At 59.5% G+C, this 24,124-nt stretch carries 21 protein-coding genes and 1 tRNA gene; 13 read left to right on the top strand and 9 right to left on the bottom strand.

Annotated elements, in window-relative coordinates; translation table 11 throughout:
* Positions 1-69: 69 nt before the first annotated feature.
* The 5 genes from QZ268_RS11180 to lpxK all read left to right on the top strand — a co-directional run bounded on the left by QZ268_RS11180 (position 70) and on the right by lpxK (position 6,063).
* The gene (locus QZ268_RS11180; RefSeq protein WP_295452369.1) at positions 70-1,590 is read left to right on the top strand and encodes a DUF2125 domain-containing protein; all 1,521 of its coding nucleotides are present in this window, start codon (positions 70-72) and stop codon (positions 1,588-1,590) included.
* A gap of 123 nt (positions 1,591-1,713) precedes the next feature.
* Positions 1,714-3,060, top strand: coding sequence for a TldD/PmbA family protein (locus QZ268_RS11175; protein ID WP_295452366.1), 1,347 nt, complete (start codon positions 1,714-1,716; stop codon positions 3,058-3,060).
* Positions 3,047-3,853, top strand: coding sequence for a 3'(2'),5'-bisphosphate nucleotidase CysQ (locus tag QZ268_RS11170; RefSeq protein ID WP_295452364.1), 807 nt, complete (start codon positions 3,047-3,049; stop codon positions 3,851-3,853). Before QZ268_RS11175 ends, QZ268_RS11170 begins: the two co-directional genes overlap by 14 nt.
* A 40-nt stretch (positions 3,854-3,893) precedes the next feature.
* Positions 3,894-5,078: a glycosyltransferase N-terminal domain-containing protein gene (locus QZ268_RS11165; protein WP_295452361.1), complete on the top strand. Its 1,185-nt coding sequence runs from the start codon at positions 3,894-3,896 to the stop codon at positions 5,076-5,078.
* The gene (gene lpxK / locus QZ268_RS11160; protein ID WP_295452359.1) at positions 5,065-6,063 is read left to right on the top strand and encodes a tetraacyldisaccharide 4'-kinase; all 999 of its coding nucleotides are present in this window, start codon (positions 5,065-5,067) and stop codon (positions 6,061-6,063) included. Before QZ268_RS11165 ends, lpxK begins: the two co-directional genes overlap by 14 nt.
* A gap of 90 nt (positions 6,064-6,153) precedes the next feature.
* Here the strand turns inward: lpxK and QZ268_RS11155 are convergent, their stop codons facing one another.
* Positions 6,154-6,825, bottom strand: coding sequence for a DsbA family protein (locus tag QZ268_RS11155; RefSeq protein WP_295452357.1), 672 nt, complete (start codon positions 6,823-6,825; stop codon positions 6,154-6,156).
* Positions 6,822-7,349 carry a DciA family protein gene (locus QZ268_RS11150; protein ID WP_295452354.1) on the bottom strand — a complete coding sequence of 176 codons (528 nt, stop codon included), beginning with the start codon at positions 7,347-7,349 and terminating at the stop codon, positions 6,822-6,824. The genes QZ268_RS11155 and QZ268_RS11150 overlap by 4 nt, the downstream gene beginning before the upstream one ends.
* An 84-nt stretch (positions 7,350-7,433) precedes the next feature.
* Here QZ268_RS11150 and mutY point away from each other — a divergent pair, with 84 nt between their 5' ends.
* Together mutY and QZ268_RS11140 are read left to right on the top strand one after the other, a co-directional pair.
* Positions 7,434-8,537 carry an A/G-specific adenine glycosylase gene (gene mutY / locus QZ268_RS11145; RefSeq protein WP_295452351.1) on the top strand — a complete coding sequence of 368 codons (1,104 nt, stop codon included), beginning with the start codon at positions 7,434-7,436 and terminating at the stop codon, positions 8,535-8,537.
* A 130-nt stretch (positions 8,538-8,667) separates the two neighbouring features.
* The gene (locus QZ268_RS11140; RefSeq protein ID WP_295452348.1) at positions 8,668-9,804 is read left to right on the top strand and encodes an alkane 1-monooxygenase; all 1,137 of its coding nucleotides are present in this window, start codon (positions 8,668-8,670) and stop codon (positions 9,802-9,804) included.
* 337 nt (positions 9,805-10,141) lie between these two features.
* On the opposite strand, the gene QZ268_RS11135 is transcribed toward QZ268_RS11140, so the two are convergent.
* The 4 genes from QZ268_RS11135 to QZ268_RS11120 form a co-directional block, all read right to left on the bottom strand.
* Complete coding sequence (locus tag QZ268_RS11135; protein ID WP_295452346.1) at positions 10,142-11,530, bottom strand: adenylate/guanylate cyclase domain-containing protein; 1,389 nt, start codon at positions 11,528-11,530, stop codon at positions 10,142-10,144.
* Positions 11,531-11,727: 197 nt separating this feature from the next.
* A complete protein-coding gene (locus tag QZ268_RS11130) occupies positions 11,728-12,831 on the bottom strand; it encodes a site-specific DNA-methyltransferase (protein WP_295452344.1) in 1,104 nt (367 codons plus the stop codon).
* A gap of 111 nt (positions 12,832-12,942) precedes the next feature.
* Positions 12,943-13,560: a ribonuclease HII gene (locus QZ268_RS11125; RefSeq protein WP_295452342.1), complete on the bottom strand. Its 618-nt coding sequence runs from the start codon at positions 13,558-13,560 to the stop codon at positions 12,943-12,945.
* A 139-nt stretch (positions 13,561-13,699) separates the two neighbouring features.
* Entirely contained in the window at positions 13,700-14,176 is a 477-nt protein-coding gene (locus QZ268_RS11120; RefSeq protein ID WP_295452339.1) for a hypothetical protein, read from the bottom strand.
* A 251-nt stretch (positions 14,177-14,427) separates the two neighbouring features.
* Here QZ268_RS11120 and QZ268_RS11115 point away from each other — a divergent pair, with 251 nt between their 5' ends.
* The 3 genes from QZ268_RS11115 to QZ268_RS11105 all read left to right on the top strand — a co-directional run bounded on the left by QZ268_RS11115 (position 14,428) and on the right by QZ268_RS11105 (position 17,319).
* The gene (locus QZ268_RS11115) at positions 14,428-14,721 is read left to right on the top strand and encodes a hypothetical protein (protein ID WP_295452337.1); all 294 of its coding nucleotides are present in this window, start codon (positions 14,428-14,430) and stop codon (positions 14,719-14,721) included.
* A complete protein-coding gene (locus tag QZ268_RS11110; RefSeq protein ID WP_295452334.1) occupies positions 14,693-15,394 on the top strand; it encodes a hypothetical protein in 702 nt (233 codons plus the stop codon). Before QZ268_RS11115 ends, QZ268_RS11110 begins: the two co-directional genes overlap by 29 nt.
* A gap of 236 nt (positions 15,395-15,630) precedes the next feature.
* Positions 15,631-17,319, top strand: coding sequence for a DUF427 domain-containing protein (locus QZ268_RS11105; RefSeq protein ID WP_295452332.1), 1,689 nt, complete (start codon positions 15,631-15,633; stop codon positions 17,317-17,319).
* Positions 17,320-17,544: 225 nt separating this feature from the next.
* Here the strand turns inward: QZ268_RS11105 and QZ268_RS11100 are convergent, their stop codons facing one another.
* Together QZ268_RS11100 and QZ268_RS11095 are read right to left on the bottom strand one after the other, a co-directional pair.
* On the bottom strand, positions 17,545-18,588 hold the full coding sequence (locus tag QZ268_RS11100) for an ACP S-malonyltransferase (RefSeq protein ID WP_295452329.1): 1,044 nt from the start codon (positions 18,586-18,588) through the stop codon (positions 17,545-17,547).
* Positions 18,585-20,774 (bottom strand): thiamine pyrophosphate-dependent enzyme, encoded by a 2,190-nt coding sequence (locus QZ268_RS11095; protein WP_295452326.1) that lies wholly within the window; start codon positions 20,772-20,774, stop codon positions 18,585-18,587. Before QZ268_RS11095 ends, QZ268_RS11100 begins: the two co-directional genes overlap by 4 nt.
* A 603-nt stretch (positions 20,775-21,377) precedes the next feature.
* Here QZ268_RS11095 and QZ268_RS11090 point away from each other — a divergent pair.
* Complete coding sequence (locus QZ268_RS11090; protein ID WP_295452323.1) at positions 21,378-21,986, top strand: 3'-5' exonuclease; 609 nt, start codon at positions 21,378-21,380, stop codon at positions 21,984-21,986.
* A gap of 212 nt (positions 21,987-22,198) precedes the next feature.
* Positions 22,199-22,825 (top strand): ABC transporter substrate-binding protein, encoded by a 627-nt coding sequence (locus tag QZ268_RS11085; protein WP_295452320.1) that lies wholly within the window; start codon positions 22,199-22,201, stop codon positions 22,823-22,825.
* 263 nt (positions 22,826-23,088) lie between these two features.
* Here the strand turns inward: QZ268_RS11085 and QZ268_RS11080 are convergent.
* Positions 23,089-23,164: transfer RNA gene (locus QZ268_RS11080), tRNA-Lys, on the bottom strand.
* 95 nt (positions 23,165-23,259) lie between these two features.
* Between QZ268_RS11080 and dapF the strand changes: the two genes are divergently transcribed.
* On the top strand, positions 23,260-24,096 hold the full coding sequence (dapF, locus tag QZ268_RS11075) for a diaminopimelate epimerase (protein WP_295452317.1): 837 nt from the start codon (positions 23,260-23,262) through the stop codon (positions 24,094-24,096).
* Positions 24,097-24,124: the final 28 nt, after the last annotated feature.

Below are 24,124 nucleotides of genomic sequence, written 5' to 3'. Positions count from 1 at the left end.
TTGACGGGTAAAGACATGCAGTTGACCATATGGGCCATTGTATTTGCTTATATGCAGAAAGGTTATCCTATGACAGTTTCCCTCGCGCGCGGCACGGGCGCTGCTGCGGTTTTGATTATCTCCGCCCAAGGCGCATTTGCTGACGTCAGCGCCCAGGATGTCTGGTCGGACTGGAAAGCCTATATGACAGGCACGGGCTACACCGTGACCGGCACCGAAAGCCAGTCCGGCAATGTGCTCACCGTCAGCGATATCTCGATGACAATGCCCATGCCCGAACAGGACGGCACCGGCGGCGTGACCATGCCCGAGATCCAGTTTGTCGAGAATGGTGATGGCACAGTCAATGTGATGCTGCCCAAAGATTTCCCGATGACCTTTGCCGGGGAAGACGATGGCGAAAAATTCTCGGCTGAGATCCTGTATTCCCATGACGGCAGCCCAATGGTGGTCTCGGGTGATACCTCTGCTATGACCTATGACTATGCGATAGGTCAGGCCAGCCTGACACTGGGCCAAATCATCGGCGACGGCAAAGAGATGCCTGCGGATGCCTTGAAAGCCTCCGTGGTGATCAACGATATGGTCGCCAAGACTGTGATGCAGATTGATGGTCAGCGTAGCTATACTCAAACCCAGTCGATGGCAAAACTGGCCTATGACATCGCTTTCCAAGACCCGGATTCCGACGACGCCGGCACCATCACAGGCAGCATGAGCGACATCACAGGCACGGCCGTCAGCACCATTCCATCCGGTCTGGACAGCCCGGAGATGGCTGACCTGATCAAGGCGGGTCTGAGCATTGATGCAAAGCTCGCCTATACCGGCGGCAATAGTGCCATTTCGGTGACCGGATCTGACAGCTTTGACATGCAAAGCACCTCTGCGGGCGGCGATTTTGGCGTCACCATGAGCAAGGACGGTTTGTCCTATGACGTTGGTCAGAAAGATATCTCGGTAGATGTCTCCGGGTCGGAAATCCCCTTCCCGCTGGCACTCACCATGGCGGAAGCCGGCTTCAAACTGTTGATGCCAGTAAGCCAGTCTGACGAAGAGCAGGATTTTGGCCTTGGCATCACCCTGCGTGATTTTGCGGTTCCTGACATGCTGTGGGGCATGGTTGATCCCACCGGCACCCTGCCACATGATCCGGCAACAATTGTGCTGGATCTGGCCGGCAAGGGCAAACTGCTGTTTGACATGTTCGACCCAGAATCGATGAAAGCCATGGAACGTGGCGCTCAAAAACCGGGTGAATTCAACGCCGTCACCATCAAGCAACTGCTGGTAACCGCCGCTGGCGCCAAGCTGACCGGCACTGGTGATTTTACCTTCAACAACGAAGACCTGGTGACCTTTGATGGTATGCCTGCTCCCGATGGCACTGCCAATATCAAGTTGGAAGGCGCCAATGGCCTGATCGACAACCTGATCAAAATGGGACTGGTCAGCGACAGCGATGCCATGGGCGCGCGGATGATGATGGGCATGTTTGGCGTTCCCGGCGAAGGTGAAGACACCCTGACATCGGAAATCAAGGTCTCCGAGGACGGTCAGATCCTCGCCAATGGTCAGCGCATCAAATAAGCGCCTGTTCGGCAAAAAATAAGCAATCAGGGCCGCCCCGCGCGGCCCTTTTTTGTGCCACACCCTTGCGGCAGCACGCCGGTCTGGCTAGCTCTTGTTGCAATCCAAATTCAGTAGGTGCCCATGACCCAGTCTCCCCAAGCGCTTTGCCACGCCCTGATTGACGCCGCCAAACGTGCCGGCGCCGATGCCGTCGATGCCATGGCCACCGAGGGCCGCTCTCTCAGCATCGAGGTGCGCGAAGGCAAACTTGAGCATGCAGAACGCTCAGAAGGCACTGACTTGGGGCTGCGGGTCTTTGTAGGTCAGCGTCAGGCGCAGGTGTCCTCCTCTGACAGCCGCCCGGAAACCCTCACCGCCATGGCCGAACGCGCCGTGGCCATGGCCCGCGAGGCCCCCGAGGATCCCTATAGCGGTCTGGCCAGCGCCGATCAGCTGGCCCAGAACTGGGATCTGGACGCGCTGGAGCTGTGCGATCCCAGCGCCGAGCCCGCACCAGAAGCCCTGCAACAGGATGCGCTAGCAGCCGAAGCCGCCTGCGCCGCCATTGAGGGCATCAGCCAGGTGCAGGCAGCAGGGGCCAGCTATGGCCACCACAGCATCTATCTGGCCACCTCCAATGGTTTTGCGGGCGGCTACCAGCGCACCGGCCGGTCGCTGTCCTGCACCGGGATTGCCGGAACCGGCGCCGGGATGGAGCGCGACTATGATGGCGATTCCCGCACTTTTCAGAACGACCTGCGCAGTGCGACAGACATTGGCCGCCTCGCAGGTGAGCGCGCCGTAGCGCGGCTCAACGCCCGTCGGCCAAAGACCGGCAGCTACCCGGTCTTGTTTGACGAACGGGTCTCGTCTTCGCTGATTGGCCATCTGCTCTCCGCCGCCAACGGCGCCGCCATCGCCCGTGGATCCTCCTGGTTGCAGGGCGCGGTGGGCGAACAGATCCTGCCAGAAACACTGTCCGTCATTGAGGATCCCCATCGCGCCCGGATTTCCGGGTCGCGCCCCTTTGACGGTGAAGGCCTGCCCACCCAGCGACGCGCCATCATTCAGGATGGTGTCCTGACCGGCTGGACCCTGGATCTGGCCTCGGCCCGCAAACTGGGCCTGCAAAGCACCGGCAATGCGGCACGGGGTGTTGGCTCTGTTCCGTCACCGTCGAACTGGAACATCGCGCTGACCCCTGGCCAGCACAGCCGCGAGCAGCTGATCGCAGGCATGGGCACCGGTCTGCTGGTGACATCGCTCATTGGCTCGACCATCAATCCCAATACCGGCGATTATTCACGTGGGGCCTCGGGCTATTGGGTCGAGAACGGCGAAATCGCCTATCCGGTGAATGAATGCACCATCGCGGGCAATCTGCGGGACATGCTGAAAACACTTACCCCGGCAAATGACGCCCGCAGCTACCTGTCGCGGGTGGTGCCCTCGCTCATGGTCGAAGGAATGACCCTTGCCGGCAGCTGAAGACCTCACGCTCCTGATCCAGGCCGCCAGGGCCGCGGGTGAAATCGCGCTCAAATACTCTGGCCCAACCGCGCAGCGCTGGGAAAAACCCGACGGCCAGGGCCCGGTGACAGAGGCCGATCTGGCGGTCAATGCCATGCTCGAAACCATGCTGCCACAGGCGCGGCCTGACTACGGCTGGCTGTCTGAGGAAAGCGAGGACAGCGCCGCCCGGCTGAGCAAAGACCGGGTTTTCATCATTGATCCCATTGATGGCACCCGCAGCTTTGCCGAAGGCTCCGCCACCTGGGCGCATTCCTTGGCGGTGGCAGATCGTGGTGAGATCACTGCGGCGGTGATCTACCTGCCGCAACGGGATTTGCTTTATACCGCTGCCAAGGGCGGCGGCGCCTTTTGCAATGGCGCCCCCATCCGTGTGGCGGCGCCTGCGGCGCTGAGTACCACAAAGGTGCTCACCGCCAAGCCAAACCTAGCATCGCAGCACTGGCTGGGAGGCGCCGCACCCGCCTTTCACCGCAGCTATCGCCCCTCGCTGGCCTATCGGCTGGCCCGGGTGGCGGATGGTGGCTATAGCGCCATGCTGACCCTGCGGCGCAGCTGGGAATGGGATATTGCCGCTGGTGATCTCATCCTGCGCGAAGCCGGGGGGGTGATCAGCGACCGGTTGAACAAGCCTTTGCTGTTCAACAATCCAACGCCCCTGTTGGACGGGGTTGTCGCCGCAACCCCTGCAACGCATCTTGAACTGCTGCAGGCCCTGGACCCAAAAGGTCCCGGCATTGCAGGGCAATGACCGGTAATGGCCTCCTCGCAGCAGATATGACTGGGCAACAATGACAGAGCCGCATACATTCGCCGCACCTGCCCGACCTGCGGGAGAAATTCTGTGGGTGCATGCCACCAGCATTGAGCGCTTTCTGGCACTTTGTGACATTGGTCAGCGGCTCAAGGCGATGCGCCCGGATCTGGTGGTCCTGGCCACCTGGGAAGCCGAAATGGGCGCGGTTCCCGGGTTTGACGGCTGTGATTTTATGCTCGGACCGCTACCAGGTGACCAAACCAGCGAGGCCAAGGCCTTTCTCAGCCACTGGCGTCCCGATCTGTGCCTCTGGGCCGGCGGCGACCTGCGCCGGGGGCTGTTGCGGCAGCTGCGCGAGCAGGGAGGCTCTGCACTGTTGGTAGATATTCTGGACAGTGAAATGCCCGCCCGCAAGCTGCGCTGGCTACCAGATCAGCGCCATCGCATTTTTAGCACCTTTGATGCGGTTTTCACCCCTTCAAAATCCGTACAAAGCCAATTGCTACGCGGCGGACAGATGTCACCAGAGCAGGTCCTGCTGACCAGTCGCCTGCGGCTTTCCACCGTGCCGCCGGGCTGCGATCAGGAGGCGCTGAGCACCCTGCAACAGGATCTTGGCAGCCGCCCCGTCTGGCTGGCAGCCCGCGCCCAGCTGGAGGAACTGCCCGCCCTACTGGACGCACATCGCACCGCGCTGCGGCTGCTGCATCGGATGCTGTTGGTTATCGCCCTGGACAACCCCGAGTGCCGCGCCCGCGCCCGAAATCTGGTGCAGGCCAGTGGTCTGCAATGCGCCGATTGGGACGCCGGGGAAGAGCTCAACGACTACACCCAAATCCTGATCACAGACAGCGCCCACCTGGGGCTTTGGTACCGGCTCGCCCCGATTACCCTGCTCGCCTCCAGCCTGATTCAGGATATGCCGGGGCAAAACCCACTGGATGCGCTGGCTTTGGGATCGGTTGTTCTGCACGGGCCGGGCACCGGCCATCACAGGGTAATTTATGACCAGCTTGCACCGCTCAAGGCGACGCAGCAGGTCAAAACCGCCCAGGCACTGGCCAAGATGGTGATCCATCTCTCCGCGCCGGACATGGCGGCCAAACGGGCACTGGCCGGCTGGACCGCAGTGACCGAAGGCGCAGAAATGACCGATCAGCTGATAGACAGAGTTCAGGACATCCTGGACCTGCGCGAGGACCAAGATGCGACCTCCTGAGTTCTGGAACAAACCCCCGCAAGCCTTTGATCTGCGTCGCCTGGTTTTGGCGCCACTGGGCTGGGTCTACGCCGCCGCCACCGCCAGACGACTGCGCCGGCCTGGGTACCAGGCCCGCGTACCGGTGATCTGTGTCGGCAATCTCAACGCCGGCGGCACTGGCAAAACGCCCACCGTGATCTGGCTGCTGGAGACACTGCGGGCCATGGGTCATGATCCACATGTGATCACACGCGGCTATGGTGGCACCTTGCAGGGACCGGTGGCAGTTGACCCCAGCACCCACAGGGCACAGGACTGCGGCGACGAGCCCTTGCTGCTGGCTGCTTTTGGCGAGGTCTGGGTGTCCCGCGACCGCGCCGCAGGGGCCAAAGCCGCCGAGGCGGCGGGCGCCACGGTTATCGTGCTGGACGACGGGTTTCAAAACCCGAGTGTGATCAAGGATCTGTCGATTGTGGTGGCGGATGCCACCCGCGGCTTTGGCAATGGTAGCTGCCTGCCCGCCGGCCCCCTACGCGAGCCCGTGCAGCCTGGCCTGCGCCGGGCGGATCTGCTGCTTTCCATCGGTGATGCAGCCGCCCAAGCGCGCTTTGCCGCTCAGTGGTCGCCCAGCCTGCAAGACCTGCCCCATGTCCAGGCCGCGCTGGAGCCGCTGCAGACGGGGATGCCCTGGAAGGACACTCCGGTTCTTGCCTTTGCGGGCATTGGTCATCCGCAAAAATTTTTCGATACCCTGCGCGACCTTGGTGCTCGGATCATCCACGCCGAGGCGCTGGATGATCACCAGCCGCTGTCCACCGCGTTGATGACCCGGTTGGAGGCCGACTCCAAGATGCGCGGCGCTCAGCTGGTCACCACAGAAAAAGACGCAGTGCGCCTGCCCTCAAGTTTCCGCCATAAGGTGATCACCCTGCCGGTGCGACTGAAGATCGCCAATGATCAGGCGCTGATGGATCAGCTCAAGGCAATTGCCCCGGCGCCTTAGCGGGTTGCCAAGGATACCACCCTACAGCACTAAAAAACAAAGCCCGAGGTTTCCCCCGGGCTTTGACATAGTCACTTTGATATAAGCGCTTTAGTCTTCCAGCTCGGCGTCGATCAGGGCCTTGAACTGCTCATAGGACTGATTGGCGACCTTGGTGCCGTTCAGGACAAAAGAGGGGGTTGATTCCACACCATCCGCCGTCGCGTTTTCCTGATACCAGGCCACCAGTGTCTGTGCCTTGGTGCCATCCTGCAGGCAGGCCTCAACCCTGTCTTTATCCAGCCCGGCAATGCCGCCAATTTTACGCAGCGCATCGATGACCTCAGTTGCGCCACCTGCGCGGGTCCAATCGGACTGGCCTTTGTAGATCAGATCGCTGATGCCAAAGAATTTTTCAGGCCCACCGCAGCGCGCAATCATCGACGCCCAGAGACCGTAGCGATCAAAATAGACCTCGCGGTAGATCAGTTTGACCTTGCCGGTGTCGATGTAATTTTCCTTCAGCTGCGGATAGACGCCCTTGTGGAAATTGGCGCAGTGAATGCAGGTGTAGGACGCATATTCGATCAGGGTGACGGGAGCATCTTCGGCACCGATGACCATTTCGGTGATGGTCGAGGTGTCAACCTCGGCCTCTTGTGCAGAGGCAGCCCCCACCAGGGGAAGATCGGGCAGGCGGGTTTGGCTGTTGTAGCCGTTGACCGTATAGGCCCCGGCAGCAAGCGCCACCGCAGCAAAAACACCAGACATAAGACGGGTCATTCATACCTCTTTCGTTCAGTTTTCTTTTTTGTCAGCACATTGCGCCCCAATCGTTCGAGCGCGGCGCGCAGATCGTCGTTTTCAACCCCTTCGGCAGCCTGGGCGGCCTCGGCCTGATCCTGGGGATCAACCGGCGCCAGCTTTTGCACCTTGGGGGCATGTGTGAATTCCACCTGGCCATCGGAAAACCCGGTAGGGGCCGTCTGGGTGATCCAAACCTTGGAGATGGCATTGTAGCCGTAGACCGCGTTCACCTTTTCCCGCAGCCGTTCCTTTTGCATCTCCAGCATTGGCGCATTGGCGCCATTGGTCAGCACCGTCAGGGTGGCGCCAAAGGAACTGCGCCCATAACCAACCTTGACTGGCCGGGCAATCGCCGCAATATCAGCCCCGGCAATCTCCTCCCAATGGGTGAGCAGACGCGACACCGCAAAGCCACGGCTTTCGCCTGCCTTGCGAATCTGATCCGACAGGAGCCGGGAGGTGCGGGAGAACCCGCGTGTGGTACTGCGTCTGAATGCCATAATCTGGTTTTGCGTGACTGGTCCCCCTATTGTAAAGGGTCGTTGTAACGTGGTCATCAAAACAACGATAGCAAGGGGTAAAGAATGCGTGATTTGGACAAACCCCCAAAAGTGGAGGACAGCTCTGCCCTGAACCAGCAGTTGCTGACCTGGTACGACCACAACGCCCGTGCGATGCCCTGGCGGGTCTCTCCGGCGGATCGCGCCCGTGGCCAACGCCCCGACCCCTATCGGGTTTGGCTCAGCGAAGTGATGTTGCAGCAGACCACGGTTGCCGCCGTCACGGAGTATTTTCAACGCTTTACCCAGCGCTGGCCAAGCGTGCAGGATCTCGCCGCTGCTGAGGACGCCCAGGTGATGGCCGAATGGGCCGGCCTTGGCTATTACGCGCGTGCCCGCAACCTGCTGAAATGCGCCCGCGTGGTCGCACAGGATCTGGATGGCTGCTTTCCTGACAGCTATGAGGCGCTGCTGAAACTGCCTGGCATTGGCCCCTATACGGCCGCCGCCATAGCCTCGATCGCCTTTGATCGTGCCGAAACGGTGCTCGACGGCAATGTAGAGCGGGTGATGGCACGGCTTCATGACATCCATGATCCACTGCCTGCGGTGAAACCGGTGCTAAAAGAGCAGGCCGGCCTCCTGACGCCGACACTGCGTCCCGGCGATTATGCCCAGGCGGTGATGGATCTGGGCGCCACCATCTGCACCCCTAAAAATCCTGCCTGCGGCATTTGCCCCTGGCGCAGCCCGTGCCTGGCCCGGGTTGCCGGAACCGCCCCCGAGCTGCCAAAGAAGACCCCGAAGCAGCCCAAGCCAACGCGGCTGGGTGTGGCCTATCTGGCCCGCAGTGCCGATGGCGCCTGGCTGTTGGAGCGCCGTCCCGACAAGGGGCTGTTGGGGGGCATGCTGGGCTGGCCCGGATCGGAGTGGAACGCGGCCCCAGCACCGCACCCGCCCTTTGCGGCGGAGTGGCAGGACCTGGGTGGCGAAGTGCGCCATACCTTCACTCATTTCCACCTGATCCTGCAGGTCAAACTGGCAGAGCTGCCCATGGGACATAACCTATTGCCGGGGCAGGAGCTGCTGTCGCGGCATGACTTTCGCCCCCAGGATCTGCCGACAGTGATGCGCAAGGTATTTGATCTGTGGGCCGGATCGGATTTCAATCCGGGCAAAGACCGGTAAGGCAAGGCAGAGCCCTGCGCCCTGTCTCCTTTGGTCGCTGCTCAGCCCCCTTGGGTTTCGCATAAAACGGGCCTAGGCTCAGCCCATCTCACAAGGCCTGATCTAGGCCACTGATTTTGGAGACTGATTGATGATCGCCGCTGATATCCTGCCGCGCTGGCAATCCGCCCTGCCCTTCTGGCTCTCCTTTTTGCTGCTGCCGCTGATCTGGGCCGCCGCCCTGTTTGGAGGCTGGATCATTCTGCTGCCGCCGCTGGTGACCTGGTATCTGTTTGCGGTGCTGGATGGCGTTTTAGGGCTCAACCCTGAAAATGCCGACCCGGCAACACCGGAGGAGGATCTGGTCTGGTATCGCAGCCTGACCACCGCCTGGGTGCCGCTTCAGTTTCTCACCCTGTTTGGTCTGATCTGGTATGTCAGCGATGCCGGCCATCTGTCTGGGCTGGAAAAGTTCGGGGTGTTTTTTGGTGCCGGTGTGGTCACCGGAACCATCGGCATCAACTACAGCCACGAGCTGATGCATCAGCGCAACCGACTGGAGCGCAGCCTGGCTGATCTGTTGCTGGCCATGGTCCTGTATTCGCATTTCCGCTCTGAGCATCTTTTGGTGCATCACCGCTATGTCGGCACCCCCCGCGATCCCGTCACTGCCCGCTATAACGAGGGCTTTCACCGGTTTTATCCGCGCGTGTTGCGACAATGCTGGCAGTCCGCCTTCCGGGCCGAACGTGAAAAGCTCGCCAAAAAGAACCTGCCCTGGACCCATGCCAAAAACCCGTTTTTCCGCTACTGGGGATTGCAGATCACCATGCTGATGCTGGCGCTGCTGCTTGGCGGTGTAACCGGTCTGGTGCTGTTCCTGGTGCAGGCCGGCGTTGCCATCTGGCAGCTGGAGCTGGTCAACTACGTGGAGCATTACGGGCTGACCCGCAAACACCTGGGCGAGGGGAAATACGAACATGTCCGCCCGCATCACTCATGGAATGCCGCTCATAAGGCCTCAAACTGGCTGCTGATCAACCTGCAACGCCACTCGGATCACCACTACCGGCCGGATCGGCGGTTTCCCTTGTTGCAGAACTATACCCCCTCGGATGCACCGCAACTGCCCTATGGCTATCCGGTGATGACGGTGGCGGCAATGATCCCACCCCTGTGGCGCCGGGTGATGAACCCAAGGGTACGGCGCTGGCGTCAGATGTATTACCCCGAAATCACCGACTGGAGCAGCTACAACAAGGCCAAAACCCCCATGCCGCGCGCCTAGGGGAAAACCCCTTCATACTGCCTGGGTGCCATGGTCTGAATCGGAAAGGGCCTGAAACGGAAAAAGAACACTGACCGGCCCAAGGGTCAGTGTTCTTTATAAGACCCTTGGCAAGGGTCTCAATGAGGCACAGGTCGGAAGTGAGTTTGGACGGACAACTCCCTTGCTGCACTGCAACAAGGGCATACTGACGTATACAACCCTTAAAAAAGCTTAACACCACCCACACAACCAAGGGAATTTTCATTAGCGCAGTGAAAGCAGCCAAATAGAAACATGGGGTTTCTCAGTTGCGGTATTACATTAACTTACTGAGCACCCCATGGCTGCAAGTCAATTAGCGCTTTGCCCAAACCTTCATCGTCTCATCCAGACCGCGCACTTCTTGCTCTGGGTGGCATTCAAAGCCCTGGGTTATCTCAGAGTTGGGATGTTCCAGCTGAGCTTGCAGCCGCAGGGCATCGCTCATGACAATTGGCGTCTTTAGCCGCCGGGTCATTTCTTCCAGCCGGGCTGCAACATTCACCGCTGTCCCGATCACCGCATATTCCAGACGGTTAGCCCCGATATCCCCCAGCAAGGTTTCGCCAAAATGGATACCAATCCCGGCTTGGATTTCCGGCTCGCCCATGCGGCGGCGTTCCCGGTTCCAGATCGTCAGGGCCTCTTGCATTGCCAAGGCACATTCCAAGGCATTGCTCGCGTCGCGTTCTCCGGCGGTAGGCGTGCCAAAGGTCGCCATCAACCCATCGCCTAGATATTTATCAAGCGTGCCGTTATGACGAAAAACCTCGCGCTCCATCCGGCCATGAAACCCGCGCAGCAGGGCAATAACCTGGTGCGGATCCCGTCCGGCGGCAAGCCGCGTAAAGCCTATGATATCGATGAACAGTACCGCAACACTCTGGATCTTCACCTGCTTCAAAGGTTCGTCGTTCTGCGACAACTGCTCCACCACATTGGGTGAAAAGTAGCGCGACAGGTTGGCGCGTTCACGTTCAAGCCCGGCGTTATTCAACAGCAAGGTATTGGTCCGGCGCGCCGATATCCCCAGTGTGATTGCAACGATGAGAAAGACAATGACCTCCTGTATGCGCAACTGGGGAACATAGCTGTTGGGGTCCAGGAATTGTAACAAGTCGGAATCAGCGCCAAAAGCATCAATCGCCGCCTCTGTAAGCCCCGGAGCAGGCGTGGCAAACCACCATGACAGGGCCGTCGCCCCCAGCCACATCACAAAGGTCCAGACCCCAATGGCAATCACCGTACGCCAGGAATAGGCCATGGTACCAACGGCCAGGATCACAAAGAAGTAGATGAAATTGTCTAACCTGTACTGCATCGCAAGCGGCATCGCATCGACGCTCAACGGGTTCGGCCCGATCATCCCCAGGGTCATCAAAAACAAATCAACAAAGATCAGGAACAGCTCAAGGCGCGACCGCCCAACACGCCCGACACGCTGGATAAACCAGCCATTCAGGCACAGCAGCGCCATGATGCCGATGTGATAGGCGACTTCAAAATGCGGGTGCACTGAGACGACAAAAATCGCAAAGATCGTCATCGCGATCCAGCGCGCTTTCACCGCCAGTTCCAAGCCTTCACGCTTGTGGTTTTCCAGCGCCGCCAAGACATATTGCGTCTCTGGAGTGTCTTCGACCTCTGTCACCCGATACAAATCATTCAATCTGGACTTGGGCGGAATCAGAGCAGAGTCAGTCATCAGGAAATCCCTATTTCTGTGCCCTAGATAGGCAGTCCCTCGGTAACATACATCCTCCAGCTGGTAGGCAACACGAAAAAACCCCGCCTAACAGGCGGGGCAAGGTGCGGTCCCCATGTTCATGCCGCGCCACATTGGGTGACGCAGGCTCGGGGACCGGTGGTTAACTTGGATAAGTTTGAAAACAGTCGGGCGGGCTAGTTCTGCATTTCAGCCCGGATTTGCTGGCGCAACACGTCGATGGGCACCGTCTGGCCATCGCGCTTAAAGCACCAGTAGGTCCAACCATTACAGGAGGGCGCGTTTTCCAGATGTGCCCCCACCTGATGGATCGAGCCTTTGACATTGTCCCCAATCAGCGTGCCATCGGCGCGCACCTTGGCTTTATGTCTTTGGTTCATCGAATACAGCTCATCGCCGGGGCGCAGCATGCCACGTTCCACCAGCTGGCCAAAGGGCACACGCGGCTCGGCACGTTTGCTGGTCGAGACCTGCAGCGCTTCGCGGTCGAATTTGCGCACGGATTTGATCCGCTCTTCGGCCACTTTTCGATAGCTTTCTTCCTGCTCGATGCCGATGAATTCCCGGCCCAGCATCTTGGCCACAGCGCCGGTGGTCCCGGTGCCAAAGAAGGGGTCAAGAACCACGTCACCGGGGTTGGTGGAGCCAACCAGGATACGATGCAGCAGGGATTCCGGTTTCTGCGTCGGGTGCGCCTTGTCGCCGTTCTCGTCCTTTAGCCGCTCATGGCCGGTGCAGATCGGCAGCACCCAGTCCGAGCGCATCTGGATGCCCTCGTTTAGCGCCTTCAGCGCCTCATAATTGAAGGTATATTTGCCACCTTCAGATTTCGACGCCCAGATCATCGTCTCATGGGCGTTGGTGTAACGCTTGCCGCGGAAGTTCGGCATTGGGTTGGACTTGCGCCAGACCACATCGTTGAGAATCCAGAAACCCTCGTCCTGCAGCGCGGTGCCGACGCGGAAGATGTTGTGGTACGAGCCAATCACCCAGATCGCGCCGTTTGGCTTCAGGATCCGGCGGGCCTGGTGTAGCCAGCGGCTGGTGAAATCGTCATAGGCCGCAAAACTGGAGAACTGATCCCAATGATCATCCACCGCATCGACCTTGCTGTTGTCGGGCCGGTGCAACTGGTTCTTCAATTGCAGGTTATAGGGGGGGTCCGCAAAGATCAGATCGATAGAGTTGTCCGGCAACCCGGCCATCACGTCGATACAATCGCCGTCAATAATCGTGTTTAAAGGAAGCGCCGCGGCGCCCTTCGTCATTGTTTTAGTCATTTGCTCTGCCTCAAAACCACTCGGCGCATTTTTGCGCTCATTTTGGTTATCCACAGGATGAGTCATCCGGGATTCGAGGTCAATTTGTTTTTTAGATCAGCCCTCTACGGTTCACTCTTGATACAATATCTTGTGTACCGGCTTGAAGGAGCGCCGATGATGTGGTGTCACCCCCAATTCGACCAAGGCCTCCCGGTGTTGCTTTGAAGGATATCCGGCGTTGCGCTCCCATCCATATCCTGGAAACTGTTGCGCCAAATCCACCATGAGCAAATCGCGTGCCTCTTTTGCCACGATCGAGGCGGCTGCAATCGAGACTGATTTGCCATCTCCTTTGACCACTGCTTCCGACTCAATTGTCAGGTCGCGGGGGATCATATTGCCGTCAATCAGCAGGTAATCCGGGGGCGGGTCCAAGGCCGCCACCGCGCGCTCCATCGCCAGATGCGAGGCGCGGAGAATATTAATGGAATCAATCTCTTCAACGCTGGCCTCTGCGAGGGAAACCTCGGCACTGGCCCAGATCTCTGCGGCGAGGGCGGCGCGTTTTTTTGCGCTCAGCTTTTTGGAATCATTCAGCCCTTCAGGCAGCTGCGCCAGATCCAGGACCACGGCCGCCGCCGTGACGGGTCCGGCAAGCGGCCCCCGGCCCACCTCATCGACTCCGGCAATCCTCAAATAGCCCTTTTCATGGGCGGCGAGCTCTAGGCTGTTGTCTGGCTGTTCCATGTCCCTGTCAGACCCAAAATCATCCCGTTTTGCAAGCTCTCGGCGCAAGCCGACCGCTGTGAGGCACAAAAAGAAGGGGGCCAAGGCCCCCTCAAGTCTGCTCGACGTGTTGCACTTGGGTCACTTTTCAGCGTGCCCCTTAGCGATTGACCAGGCGGTAGCCATGCTTGTTCAGACACCAGGGCTTGTAAGCGGTGCGATTTTTCCGACCGTTCCAGAAGGTCACCTTGCAGCTTTGCGGCAGGGAACGGACCTGATTGTAGTTGCGTTGCAGGCAACCGCGCGCCACCAGGGTTTTGCCATTTCGGAAGTTGGGAAAATACTTCACGCATTGTGCCGGCAGATCATAGCGACCAAAGCGCGGCGGCAGCGGACGGGGATGCGGCGTTGGATTTGGGCGATGCGGCCGGGTCACAGTCCCACGGCGGTGGTCCCGCGTGTTGTGATCGTGAATTGCCGCGCCCAGGATGCCCAAAACCGCCAGTCCTGCGACCACCTTGCCAAAGTCATCCCCGGCCCGCGCAGGCCCCGAGGAGGCCCCGGTGATGGCCAGTGCTGCGGCCAGAATGACGGCGATGAATTTACGGTGTTGTTTAGGCTGTGTGCTCTGGGTCATCGGATTGGTTCCTATTGTGTTACTGTCTGGTGGTGCCGCCTGATAGGGCGGCAACCCGCTGTGTTTCAGCCATGTCTGCCGTGATGTCGGCAGGGGTTATGGCAGGGATGTTGGCGGGTTTAAAATCTGTGCCCTCACACTCGGCCCACACCGCTCAGACAGGCAATAACAGCGCCATGATATCGAATAACCGATGGGACAAACGGCTGTTGTTATTGAATTTCATTCGGTTTTCAGGGCAGGGTGTGCGGATGAAACACGCCCTTGCCATACCGCTGATATGCTTTGCTTTGTTGGCGCAGATTGCGCCCGCACAGGCCGCCGATTGCTATGCCGATTACAAGGCCAAGCAGAACAACCCGCTGAAATTGCATTACGGGGTGATCCAGATCCGGGGCGCCTGCAACAAGGCCGCCGCGCAGGGGGAAATCCAGTCCCGCCTTGCGGCCTCCGGCTGGACCCTGTTGAATGTGATGGCGATCTTTGGTCCCGAAGGCCTGCAACAAAGGAAGGCCAATGCCGGATCCTACTTTCTCCGTTTCTGAGGCCCGCACCGCAGGCAGCCGTATCATCGCCTTTGGCATCGCCCTGATCGCCGCCCTGTTGGCCATCACTGGCACAGTGCTATTGCTGGCCCTGCCCGACGCCAATGCCTTTAACGCACGGGTGGAACAGCTCTTTGTCGAAAACGACCTGACCGCCCAGGCCGAAATCAAACTGCTGGAGATCCTGGCCCAATCCGGCACCGCCTTTGCCGATACCCTGGCCAGCTACCGGGTGGTGATTTTTGTGCTCTTGGTCTTTGCCACCGCCATGATGATTGTCGCTCTGGTGGTGCTGGCAATGCTCTTGCTGCTCAACCGCCGCATGGCCCAGATCGAACGATCGGGTATTCAGGTGACCGAGCTGTTGATCAGTCGCGAGGAACACACTGTCTACCTCAACAACATGGGGTTCAAACTGACCGCCGCCGCGATGGAGACACTCTCTGCCCTGGCCGAGGCCCGGATGGATGATGACGTGCTGTCAGGCGCCGAGATCGAGGCGGTGATTTCCGGAAAGCACAGCAGCGATTGCGAAGAGGCCGCCGGCGCCACCCGGATCAAGCGGCTGCGCGACACTCTGGGCAACCAGATGGTGAGCGAACTTCTGGTCAAAAACATTGCCAAACGCGGCTATGTCTTGGCGATCAGCAAAGACGTCATCCGCATGGTCTGACCTGCCTGCCTGTGTCTGGGCGCGCCAAGTGCTGGTCACAACTTGGCGAGCCGGGGTGGATTTGGCAGCAAAACACATCCCCTGTGCACAGATGATCCTTCCAGCCACTGGATATTCACCTCCAAAGCCCCACATATAGGGCTGCCTCCCTGTGGGAGGCGCCCTGGGGTGTCTCTCGTTGCGTCCGGGGCTCAACAGGCCTCTCGGACGTCGGGGGGACAAGAGGATCGCCCCGAATGAACGCACATGTTCCGCCTCCCCCCAACAGTGCCGGCCCCAACAGTACCGGGCCACAGAATCGCGGCCCGCAAAATCATGGCTATGGCATTCTGGTCGAGCCCCTGCGCGGCGAGGTTCAGGTGCGGCGCGGTGGTTGCCTTTTGGCCAAAAGCACCCGCGCGCGGGTGATGTATGAAACCCGGGTACAGCCAACCATCTACATTCCGCGCGATGATCTCGTGGTGGATCTCTCCAACAAAGTTGGTCTGCAGACCTTCTGCCCCTTCAAAGGCACCGCCTGCTACCATGACCTGAAACTAGAGGATGGTCGCGTCGACAACGCCGTCTGGATCTATGAGAACACCCTGCCAGAGGCCTCGCAGATCGCAGGCCATGTGGGCTTCGTCTCTGATCCTGACACCCTGATCGACCTTGGCTCGAATCAGATTGCGCCACCTGAATATGGCAATATCTCCGGTCCGCTGGTCGACTGGCTGCTGCGTGAGGCTGCCTTTTTACCCACCCCAGCAGAGTTTACCAAGGCCTTTGCTGAAAAGCTGCTTGAGCAAGGCGTGAACCTGTCGCGCCTATCGGTACTGGCCTGGTCCTTGCACCCACAAATCGCGGGGAAAAACTTCATCTGGCAGAAGGCCACAGATGAGGTGACGACCTATGCGCCCAGCTATGAAATCTACGAACACCCCGCCTATAATGCCAGCCCGTTGCGCCATGTCTCCAAAGGCCTGGGCGGTGTGCGCCATCGTATCGACACCGAAGACAGCGACGATGCCTTCCCCATCCTCAGCGACCTGCGCGCCGCCGGGGCAACGGATTACGTCGCCATGCCGCTGCCCTTCTCGGATGGGCGAATCAATCTGCTCACCGTGGCCTCGGATCACCCGAATGGGTTCTCTACCGCCAATCTGGGCCTGATCTTTGAATGTTCCGCCGTGGTGGCGCGCTACTATGAGGTATTCATGCAGCGCGAAAACGCCCAATCCCTGCTGGAAACCTATGTGGGCAAACGCACCGGTGAACGGGTTTTGGGCGGCAAGATCCGCCGCGGTGAAGGCGATGAGATCGACGCCGCCATCATGTTCTGCGATCTGCGTGGCTCAACCCTTCTGGAGGAGCAGCTGGGGCGGCATGACTATATCAAGCTGCTGAATGCGTTTTTCGACACCGCCTCTACCATCGTGCATGACAATGGCGGCGAAGTGCTGAAATTCATCGGCGACGCGGTTCTGGCCGTGTTTCCCGCCGGCGAGGAGAGCGGTCAGGATGCAGATCAGGCCCGTGCTCAGGCGCTGAAGTCCGCCCGCAGTATTGTCCCGGCTCTGGCGGAGGTCGCAGCCGAGCATGACCTGCCTGAACTCAAATGTGCCAGCGGTATTGCCTATGGCACCGTGACCTATGGCAATGTCGGCTCGCGGGAGCGGCTGGATTTCACCGTCATTGGCCAGGCTGCCAATATCGCGGCCCGCCTTGGCGACTATGGCAAGACGCTGGGCCATCAGATCGTGGTCAGCCAGAACTCGCTGCCAGGCTCCTGCCAAAACGCCACACCTCTCGGCGCCTTGAGCCTGCACAATGTCAGCCAACCAGTCGAAAGCTACGCTCTCGCGCCCTTCCTCATCGCGCCAGACCGTAAGCCCCAGCCCGAACCAGGTGGCCCACCGCCCGTTCCCGTCAAAGTCATCAAATAGCTGCGCAATTGAAGTTGCCCAAAATAGACGGGATCACAAGGCGCACCGCCTGCCGCAGGTGCTGGCGCGCCGCCCGGAACGGGCGGCGCCGGGCCCAAGGGCCGGGTGGTTTTGCGTCAGTAAAACAGGCCCGGCGCGCGGGAGCCCCCCCTTGCCTGTCAGGCTGTCCGCTTACCAGATCCGACTGGTTTGACCATTTCAAACCAGACAGCAGCCACAGCCTACCTACGAAGCAGGAGCAGTCGCCACAGATCGTTGACTATCATCCCCCATGGAGATCAACAGCGGCTCTTCTGCCTGCCGCGCCTTGAACGCCGCCTTGTCCGTCATACCCTGCCAATCCTGATGCACCAGCGATTGCGCCACAGCCCCACCCAGCGTGGTGCCAGGGCCGGTGACGATAAACAGATCCGGCGCAAATTCCTGCGCTGCGATCTGCACAGCACGGGTGAAATCATAGCTCTCCACCACCTGATGCCCCAGGGTATAGTCCCAAAGACTTGCCAGATCAGTAGACCCCGGCTGCCAGATTGCCCCGCGCCCATCCACCAGCGGCACTGCGGGCTGCGTCAGCATGGCGCCATCGAGACGTTTGCGCCCCTCAGCGGCCACCGGAGCCTGTAGCGCTGTGTGAAATCCGGCGTGGTTGGCCAGCCGCATGGGGAAACGATCTGCGATTTGCGGCACCGCAGCTTCAAAGGCAGCCAGGCCTGCGTCATCTCCGGCCAGCACCAGCATCCCCCCCAGATCAATCGACAGCGCCAAAACATGCCCGCTGCGGCCGTTGATCTGCGCCACCAGTGCCAAAAGCTCGGCCTTGCGCTGCAGATCTGGGCGCCAGTCATCACTGGTAAAGGGATAGACCAGCTGCCCGCCAATCAGATGCTCCTGCATCAAGGTCCCCATGGTGTTCACCAACTCAAACCCGTCCTGCGCTGACAGCGCCCCGGCAGCGGCCAGCGCGATATACCAGCCCATGGAGTTGCCAGTGACCGCAACCACCTCGATATCCTCCGCCAGTGACTGCGCATCCGCCAAAGCGCTGGCATAGATCAGCGGTGAAGCAATATCCCCGCGCGAGTATTTCCCCACCGAAAACCGCGTTGCCCCATCCAGAGCGGTGACCTCTTCCTGGCCCAATGCAGCCCGCGCCGCGTCAAAACCCGCAAACAGCGCCGCCTTATCGGCGTGATGGCGGTGCAGATAGCCCAGCTCGGGTTTGTTGTAGGTGCCCCGGCCGGGGCAGATCAGAACGGCGGTGCGGGTCATGGTTTTGCTCCTACCAGGTCCAGGGCTGCGGCAAGAATGCTGTCTTTTGAGGGCAGCGTTGCGGCATAGGCCGGGCCGGTGGCGATGAAGCAATCCTCGGCAGCGATGCGCGCGGCAGGGCGGTCGCTGGCCTCTGTAAACAGTGCCATCAGCGCCTCGGATTGGCTGCCGGTGGTGCGGCATTCATCGACAATCAGGACATGTTTGCAGCTCTTGGTCGCTTCCAGCAGCGCCTCTGCCGGCAGCGGTGCCAGCCAGCGTAGATCAATAATGCGGGTCTTTATGCCCCGCGCCTCCAGCTCGGCCTGGGCCTGAGTCGACAGATAGCGCCCATTGCCATAGGTCACGATGGCAAGATCCGTCCCTGCGCCATGCTGACCTACCTCACCCAAAGCGATGCTTTGATCAGGGGCTGGGTAGGTCCGCATCCAGCCGCCATCCTTGGCCGCGTGCAGGTCCCGCATCGGGTAGAGCGCGATTGGTTCGACAAAAACCACCACCCGCTGTTCTTCACGCGCCAGTCGCACGGATTCGCGCAGCATCATCGCCGCCTCTGCCCCATCCGAAGGGCAGGCAATCACGATCCCCGGAATGTCGCGCAACACCGCCAATGAGTTGTCATTGTGGAAATGGCCACCAAAACCCTTTTGATAGCCCAGGCCCGCAATGCGCAGCACCATCGGGTTGCTGAACTGGCCATTGGAGAAAAACGGCAGGGTTGCCGCCTCGCCGCGCAGCTGGTCTTCGGCATTGTGCAGATAGGCCAGGAACTGAATTTCCGGCATCGGCACAAAACCATTATGCCCCATGCCAATGGCTAGCCCCAAAATCGACTGCTCATCCAGCAGCGTATCAATCATCCGGTCCGGGCCAAAGCGCTGGTGCAGCTTTTGGGTGACGCCGTAAACGCCGCCCTTACGGCCCACGTCTTCGCCCATCATGACGATCTCGCTATGCGCCAGCATCAGATCGGTCAGCGCCCAGTTTATCAGCCGCGACATCGGCTGCGGCTCGGACATAGCCCGCATGTCACCGCCAAAAGCAGTGGCGCGGTCCGCTGCGCTGGGTCCATTGCTGGCAGCGCAGGCGCGGGTGGGCGGGATCAGGCTGGCCGCAACATCGGCACCGCTTTGCAGATGCGGACGTGTCACCACCTCGGCGCGGATACGTTCCACCCGGGCACAGGTCTCGGTGTAGATCTTCAGCGCCTCTGCCCGGGGCAAGGCGCCGGCCTGGTCCAACAGGCGCACCGAATGCAGCAGCGGATCATTGGCCTCGTCTGCCTCGACCTCGGATTTGGGCAAATAGGTCGTTGGCACATCCGCGCCGGCATGACCGTAAAGCCGCACAGTGCGCAGATGCAAAAAGGCGGGTTTCTTGCGGCGGCGCACGTAATCGGCGGCCTCTTGTGCCACCGCATGGGCCGCGTAGATGTCCAGCCCGTCCGCCTTGAAGTATTTGATACCGGGGCGGGCGCGCATCGAGGTCTCGATCCAGCCCTGGGGTGTCTTGGTCGAAATGCCGATGCCGTTGTCTTCGCAGACAAACAACAGCGGCAGCGGCATTGACTGTACCGAGGTCCAGCCAGCCGTATTGATCGCCCCCTGCGCGGTGGAGTGATTGGCAGAAGCATCGCCAAAAGAACACATGACAATGCTGTCGTCGCGCATGAGCTGATGTTCGGGCGCATGGCGTTTGGCAGCACCGATGGAATAGGCAGCACCTACCGCCTTGGGCAGGTGGCTGGCGATGGTCGAGGTCTGCGGCGGGATCATCAGCGCCTTGGAGCCCAGCACCTTATGCCGCCCGCCCGAGGTTGGGTCCTCAGATGAACATGCAAAGGACAGAAGCATATCCCAGGCAATGCGTTGCCCCGGCACCTGATCGGCGCGGGAAATCTGAAAGGCGGCATCGCGGTAGTGCAAAAACGCCATATCATCGGGGCGCAGCGCACGGGCAACCGCCGCCATGCCCTCATGCCCTGACGAACCAATGGTATAAAACCCCTGGCCCGCCTTTTGCATCGCCCGGCTGGTAATATCCAACGCCCTGCTCAACACCTGTGCCCGGTAGATCCCCACCGCCTGCTCAGGTGCCAGCCCCGCCGCTGGCGCCGCGCCCTGCGGCAGGGCGCCGGAGGCAACCCGATCCAGGAAGTTTTGATGCACGATCTGAGCGCGGTCCATTGGCTATCCCTTTGTCTGTTCCGCCCCTGTTATCAGGCAAACCAGACATGAATTCCAATGAGATTATCTGCCCAATTCATGCGAATTCAGAATGAATCAGGCCGCAACGCCCCGACAGCTTGGCCCGCCAATCATGGATCGCCCCCAGTTGAAATTTGTGCTGCTTTTCATAAGTGTCGCAACCGGACCCTAAGGCCACGAGCCTATCCAAAGCCCCCTCCACTGCCTCCCGCCACTGGCCCCATGGCCATCAGCGACTGGGTTGCATCTTCGTCTTCCTCAAACAGGCCATCTGATCGCCATGGACGGCGGTGAGTTTCTTTTTGTTACGAGAGCGCGTAGTCATGGGGCAACTCATCCCCCTTGGAACAGGGTGCGATGCCGACTGTGCACCGATCATTTCAACCCAAGGATCAAAATGCCCCGCGCCGACTCCCCTTACCGGCCTACCCTTGTCGATATGGCTCTCAAAACCTTGTGGAAACAGGAGTTCCACGGGGTCGCCATAGGGCGGCAGCAGCGACAGCGCGGCGCTGCACCAACAGTGCCGCCTTCTGCTGTCACTGCGTGCCTATCGTCTTGGCATTGATGGGGCCGAATGAAATGATCGGTTATTCACCCGACGCAGCCCTGCCGGCTGGCCCCTTTCGGTTCATCGCGCTGGATGTGGAAACCGCCAGCCGTGACAGCGCCAGCATCTGCCAGATCGGCATTGCCTGTGTACGTGCGGACAGCCACATCGAAACCTACACAACCTATGTAAACCCCGAGCAAAGCTTTGCCGCCTTCAACACCGAATTACACGGCATTGATGCAGCAACTGTCGCCCAGGCCCCCTGCTTTCCAGAGGCATGGGAACTGCTGAAGCCGCTGTTAGAACTACATCATCTGGTGCAGCACAGCAGCTTTGACAGCAGGGCCATCAGCGCAGCTTGCCGTGCCTATCGCCTGCCCAATGCAGATCTGAGCTGGAGTGACAGCGTCAAGATTGCCCGCCGGGCCTGGCCTGAGTTCAAAGGCAACGGCGGGCATGGGCTGGGCAACCTAAAAAGGGAACTGGGGCTTTCGTTTCAACACCACGACGCCGGGGAAGATGCCCGCGCCGCAGCGCAGGTGGTCCTGCTGGCGGAAGACCGGTTGGGCAAGAGCTTTGATGCGATCAGCGGCACCGCGCGCAAAGCACAGTTCAATCTCCCGCTTGGTCCACCATAAGACGCAGCCAATGAGTCCTGCCCCAAAGACACTCCACCAAGGGATTCACCAGAAATTCAGGGAGATCCTATAGCGTTGCTCCCGAAATGAATGCCCAAACAGGGCAACAAATCGCGGAGATACGTATGAAGTTAATTGGTAAAACCCTGACCCTCGCGGCAGCGGTTGTGTGTACTGCGTCCCTCATGGCGTCAAAAACAATGGCGGAGCCTGTGCAACTCACTACCCTGGAATGGCCGCCCTATGTGAATTCCGATGGATCTGGGACCAGCACCGACCGGGTTATCGAAATTCTGCAAGGCGCCGGCATCGAAACCACCGTGCAGGTCTTCCCCTGGAACCGTGCGGTGAACCTGGCCGCCAAAGACCCGGCGTGGCTTGGCGTCTACCCAGAATATTACTCCGAAGCGGATGATGCCGACAAAGGTGGCGATCGCTGCCTGTATTCCAAATCCTTTGGCACCAGCCCGGTTGGCTTTGCCCAGCGGATCGACGCGCCAATCACCTGGTCTGACCACGCCGACCTGACCAGCTACACCATTGGTGTGGTGTCCGGCTATCTTAACGAGGCCCGTTTCGACGCCATGGTCGCCAATGGGGAGCTCCAAACCCAGGAAGTGACCGCCGATGACGCAAACCTTAAAAAGGTTGCCGCTGGTCGCATCGATGCTGCTGTGATCGACCGCGAAGTCATGGCGCACCTGCTTGCCGATATGCCCGCGCTTGCTGAACGACTGGAATTCAACCCCGTCCCATTGGCGGAACATGGGCTTCATATCTGCTTTGAAAACTCAGACGCAGGCCGCGCATTGCGGGACCAGTTCAACGCCGCATTCTAAGCCGCGCCTTGTTGTTTTAAGATGCGAAAAGCCCGTGTGTAGGGCTTTTCGTCCCCCTTGCTGCGCTCTTACCAGTCGTGCCTATTCTAATCCATTGGTGGTATTTTTGAGCCTGACAATTCACGCTTCCACTGTTGGTCAATCGTGAAAACTCAGAAGTTTGTACCCTGTACAACCCCACCCCGGATTCCCATGAGACGCTCTGCTGCACCGTGCTGAAAAAGAGAAAGCCTCAGGCGTTTCCGCCTAAGGCTTTGATAAAGTGGTGAGCCGTGATGGGTTCGAACCATCGACCTACTGATTAAAAGTCAGTTGCTCTACCAGCTGAGCTAACGGCCCACTCAAGCCGTGTGCCTACCCCTGCCCCCTAAACGCGTCAAGCATAAATTTCCGGTTCTTTCAAATCTTTGCATGGCAGGTTATGTCGCTATCCGATGGAATATTCAGATTCAACACAAAACCTTGCCTTCATGAAAATGCACGGGCTTGGGAATGACTTCGTAGTCATCGATTCGCGGGGCCGGAAGGCTGTGACGACTCCTGCACTTGCACGAAAAATTGGCAACCGAAATACCGGTGTTGGCTTTGATCAACTCGCGGAAATTCGTTCCGGTGAGAATACCGACATAATTTTGGATTTCTGGAATGCAGATGGAACCGTCGCCGGTGCATGCGGCAATGCCACGCGCTGCGTCGCTCAACATGTTTTATCTGAAACGGGTACCGAGACCTTAACCATCGAAACGCTGCGTGGAGTTTTGCAGGCCAGGCGAGCCGACAACGATTTGGTATCGGTAAATATGGGTATTCCACAACTCGATTGGGAGGACATCCCATTATCCCATGCCGTTGATACTCAACATCTGCCAATAGATGGCGATCCCGTCGCCATCAGCATGGGAAATCCACACTGTGTGTTTTTTGTGGACGACATTCTTGCCGTAAATGTTGCTGAACTCGGGAAGGAGACAGAACACCATGAATTGTTCCCGAACAACACCAACGTCGAATTTGCCGAGATCCGGTCCAAACAGGAAATCCGCATGCGCGTCTGGGAGCGCGGTACAGGAATTACGCTAGCGTGCGGTTCAGGTGCATGCGCAACAGCAGTTGCCGCAAATCTACGCGGCCTGACGGGCAAAACTGTTCAGATCGAAGTTGATGGCGGCTGGCTGACCCTTGACTGGCGTGATGATGGCGTCTGGATGACCGGCCCAACCGCCCACGTTTTTAGTGGTACGTTCGAAACGGCTTTTTTGGATTCGAATTGATGACCGCTAAACCACCGGTTTTCGCAAC

The sequence above is a fragment of the uncultured Pseudophaeobacter sp. genome (genome assembly GCA_905479575.1).
Taxonomy (GTDB): Bacteria; Pseudomonadota; Alphaproteobacteria; order Rhodobacterales; family Rhodobacteraceae; genus Pseudophaeobacter.
Note: the sequence above shows the minus strand (reverse complement) of the source record. Positions and strands in the feature narration are given on the sequence as shown.

Coding starts and splice junctions, on each gene's coding strand:
- QZ268_RS11180 (WP_295452369.1), top strand. CDS start 70: ATGACAGTTTCCCTCGCGCGCGGCACGGGCGCTGCTGCGGTTTTGATT.
- QZ268_RS11175 (WP_295452366.1), top strand. CDS start 1,714: ATGACCCAGTCTCCCCAAGCGCTTTGCCACGCCCTGATTGACGCCGCC.
- QZ268_RS11165 (WP_295452361.1), top strand. CDS start 3,894: ATGACAGAGCCGCATACATTCGCCGCACCTGCCCGACCTGCGGGAGAA.
- lpxK (WP_295452359.1), top strand. CDS start 5,065: ATGCGACCTCCTGAGTTCTGGAACAAACCCCCGCAAGCCTTTGATCTG.
- QZ268_RS11155 (WP_295452357.1), bottom strand. CDS start 6,825: ATGACCCGTCTTATGTCTGGTGTTTTTGCTGCGGTGGCGCTTGCTGCC.
- QZ268_RS11150 (WP_295452354.1), bottom strand. CDS start 7,349: ATGGCATTCAGACGCAGTACCACACGCGGGTTCTCCCGCACCTCCCGG.
- mutY (WP_295452351.1), top strand. CDS start 7,434: ATGCGTGATTTGGACAAACCCCCAAAAGTGGAGGACAGCTCTGCCCTG.
- QZ268_RS11140 (WP_295452348.1), top strand. CDS start 8,668: ATGATCGCCGCTGATATCCTGCCGCGCTGGCAATCCGCCCTGCCCTTC.
- QZ268_RS11135 (WP_295452346.1), bottom strand. CDS start 11,530: ATGACTGACTCTGCTCTGATTCCGCCCAAGTCCAGATTGAATGATTTG.
- QZ268_RS11130 (WP_295452344.1), bottom strand. CDS start 12,831: ATGACTAAAACAATGACGAAGGGCGCCGCGGCGCTTCCTTTAAACACG.
- QZ268_RS11125 (WP_295452342.1), bottom strand. CDS start 13,560: ATGGAACAGCCAGACAACAGCCTAGAGCTCGCCGCCCATGAAAAGGGC.
- QZ268_RS11120 (WP_295452339.1), bottom strand. CDS start 14,176: ATGACCCAGAGCACACAGCCTAAACAACACCGTAAATTCATCGCCGTC.
- QZ268_RS11115 (WP_295452337.1), top strand. CDS start 14,428: ATGAAACACGCCCTTGCCATACCGCTGATATGCTTTGCTTTGTTGGCG.
- QZ268_RS11110 (WP_295452334.1), top strand. CDS start 14,693: ATGCCGGATCCTACTTTCTCCGTTTCTGAGGCCCGCACCGCAGGCAGC.
- QZ268_RS11105 (WP_295452332.1), top strand. CDS start 15,631: ATGAACGCACATGTTCCGCCTCCCCCCAACAGTGCCGGCCCCAACAGT.
- QZ268_RS11100 (WP_295452329.1), bottom strand. CDS start 18,588: ATGACCCGCACCGCCGTTCTGATCTGCCCCGGCCGGGGCACCTACAAC.
- QZ268_RS11095 (WP_295452326.1), bottom strand. CDS start 20,774: ATGGACCGCGCTCAGATCGTGCATCAAAACTTCCTGGATCGGGTTGCC.
- QZ268_RS11090 (WP_295452323.1), top strand. CDS start 21,378: ATGATCGGTTATTCACCCGACGCAGCCCTGCCGGCTGGCCCCTTTCGG.
- dapF (WP_295452317.1), top strand. CDS start 23,260: ATGGAATATTCAGATTCAACACAAAACCTTGCCTTCATGAAAATGCAC.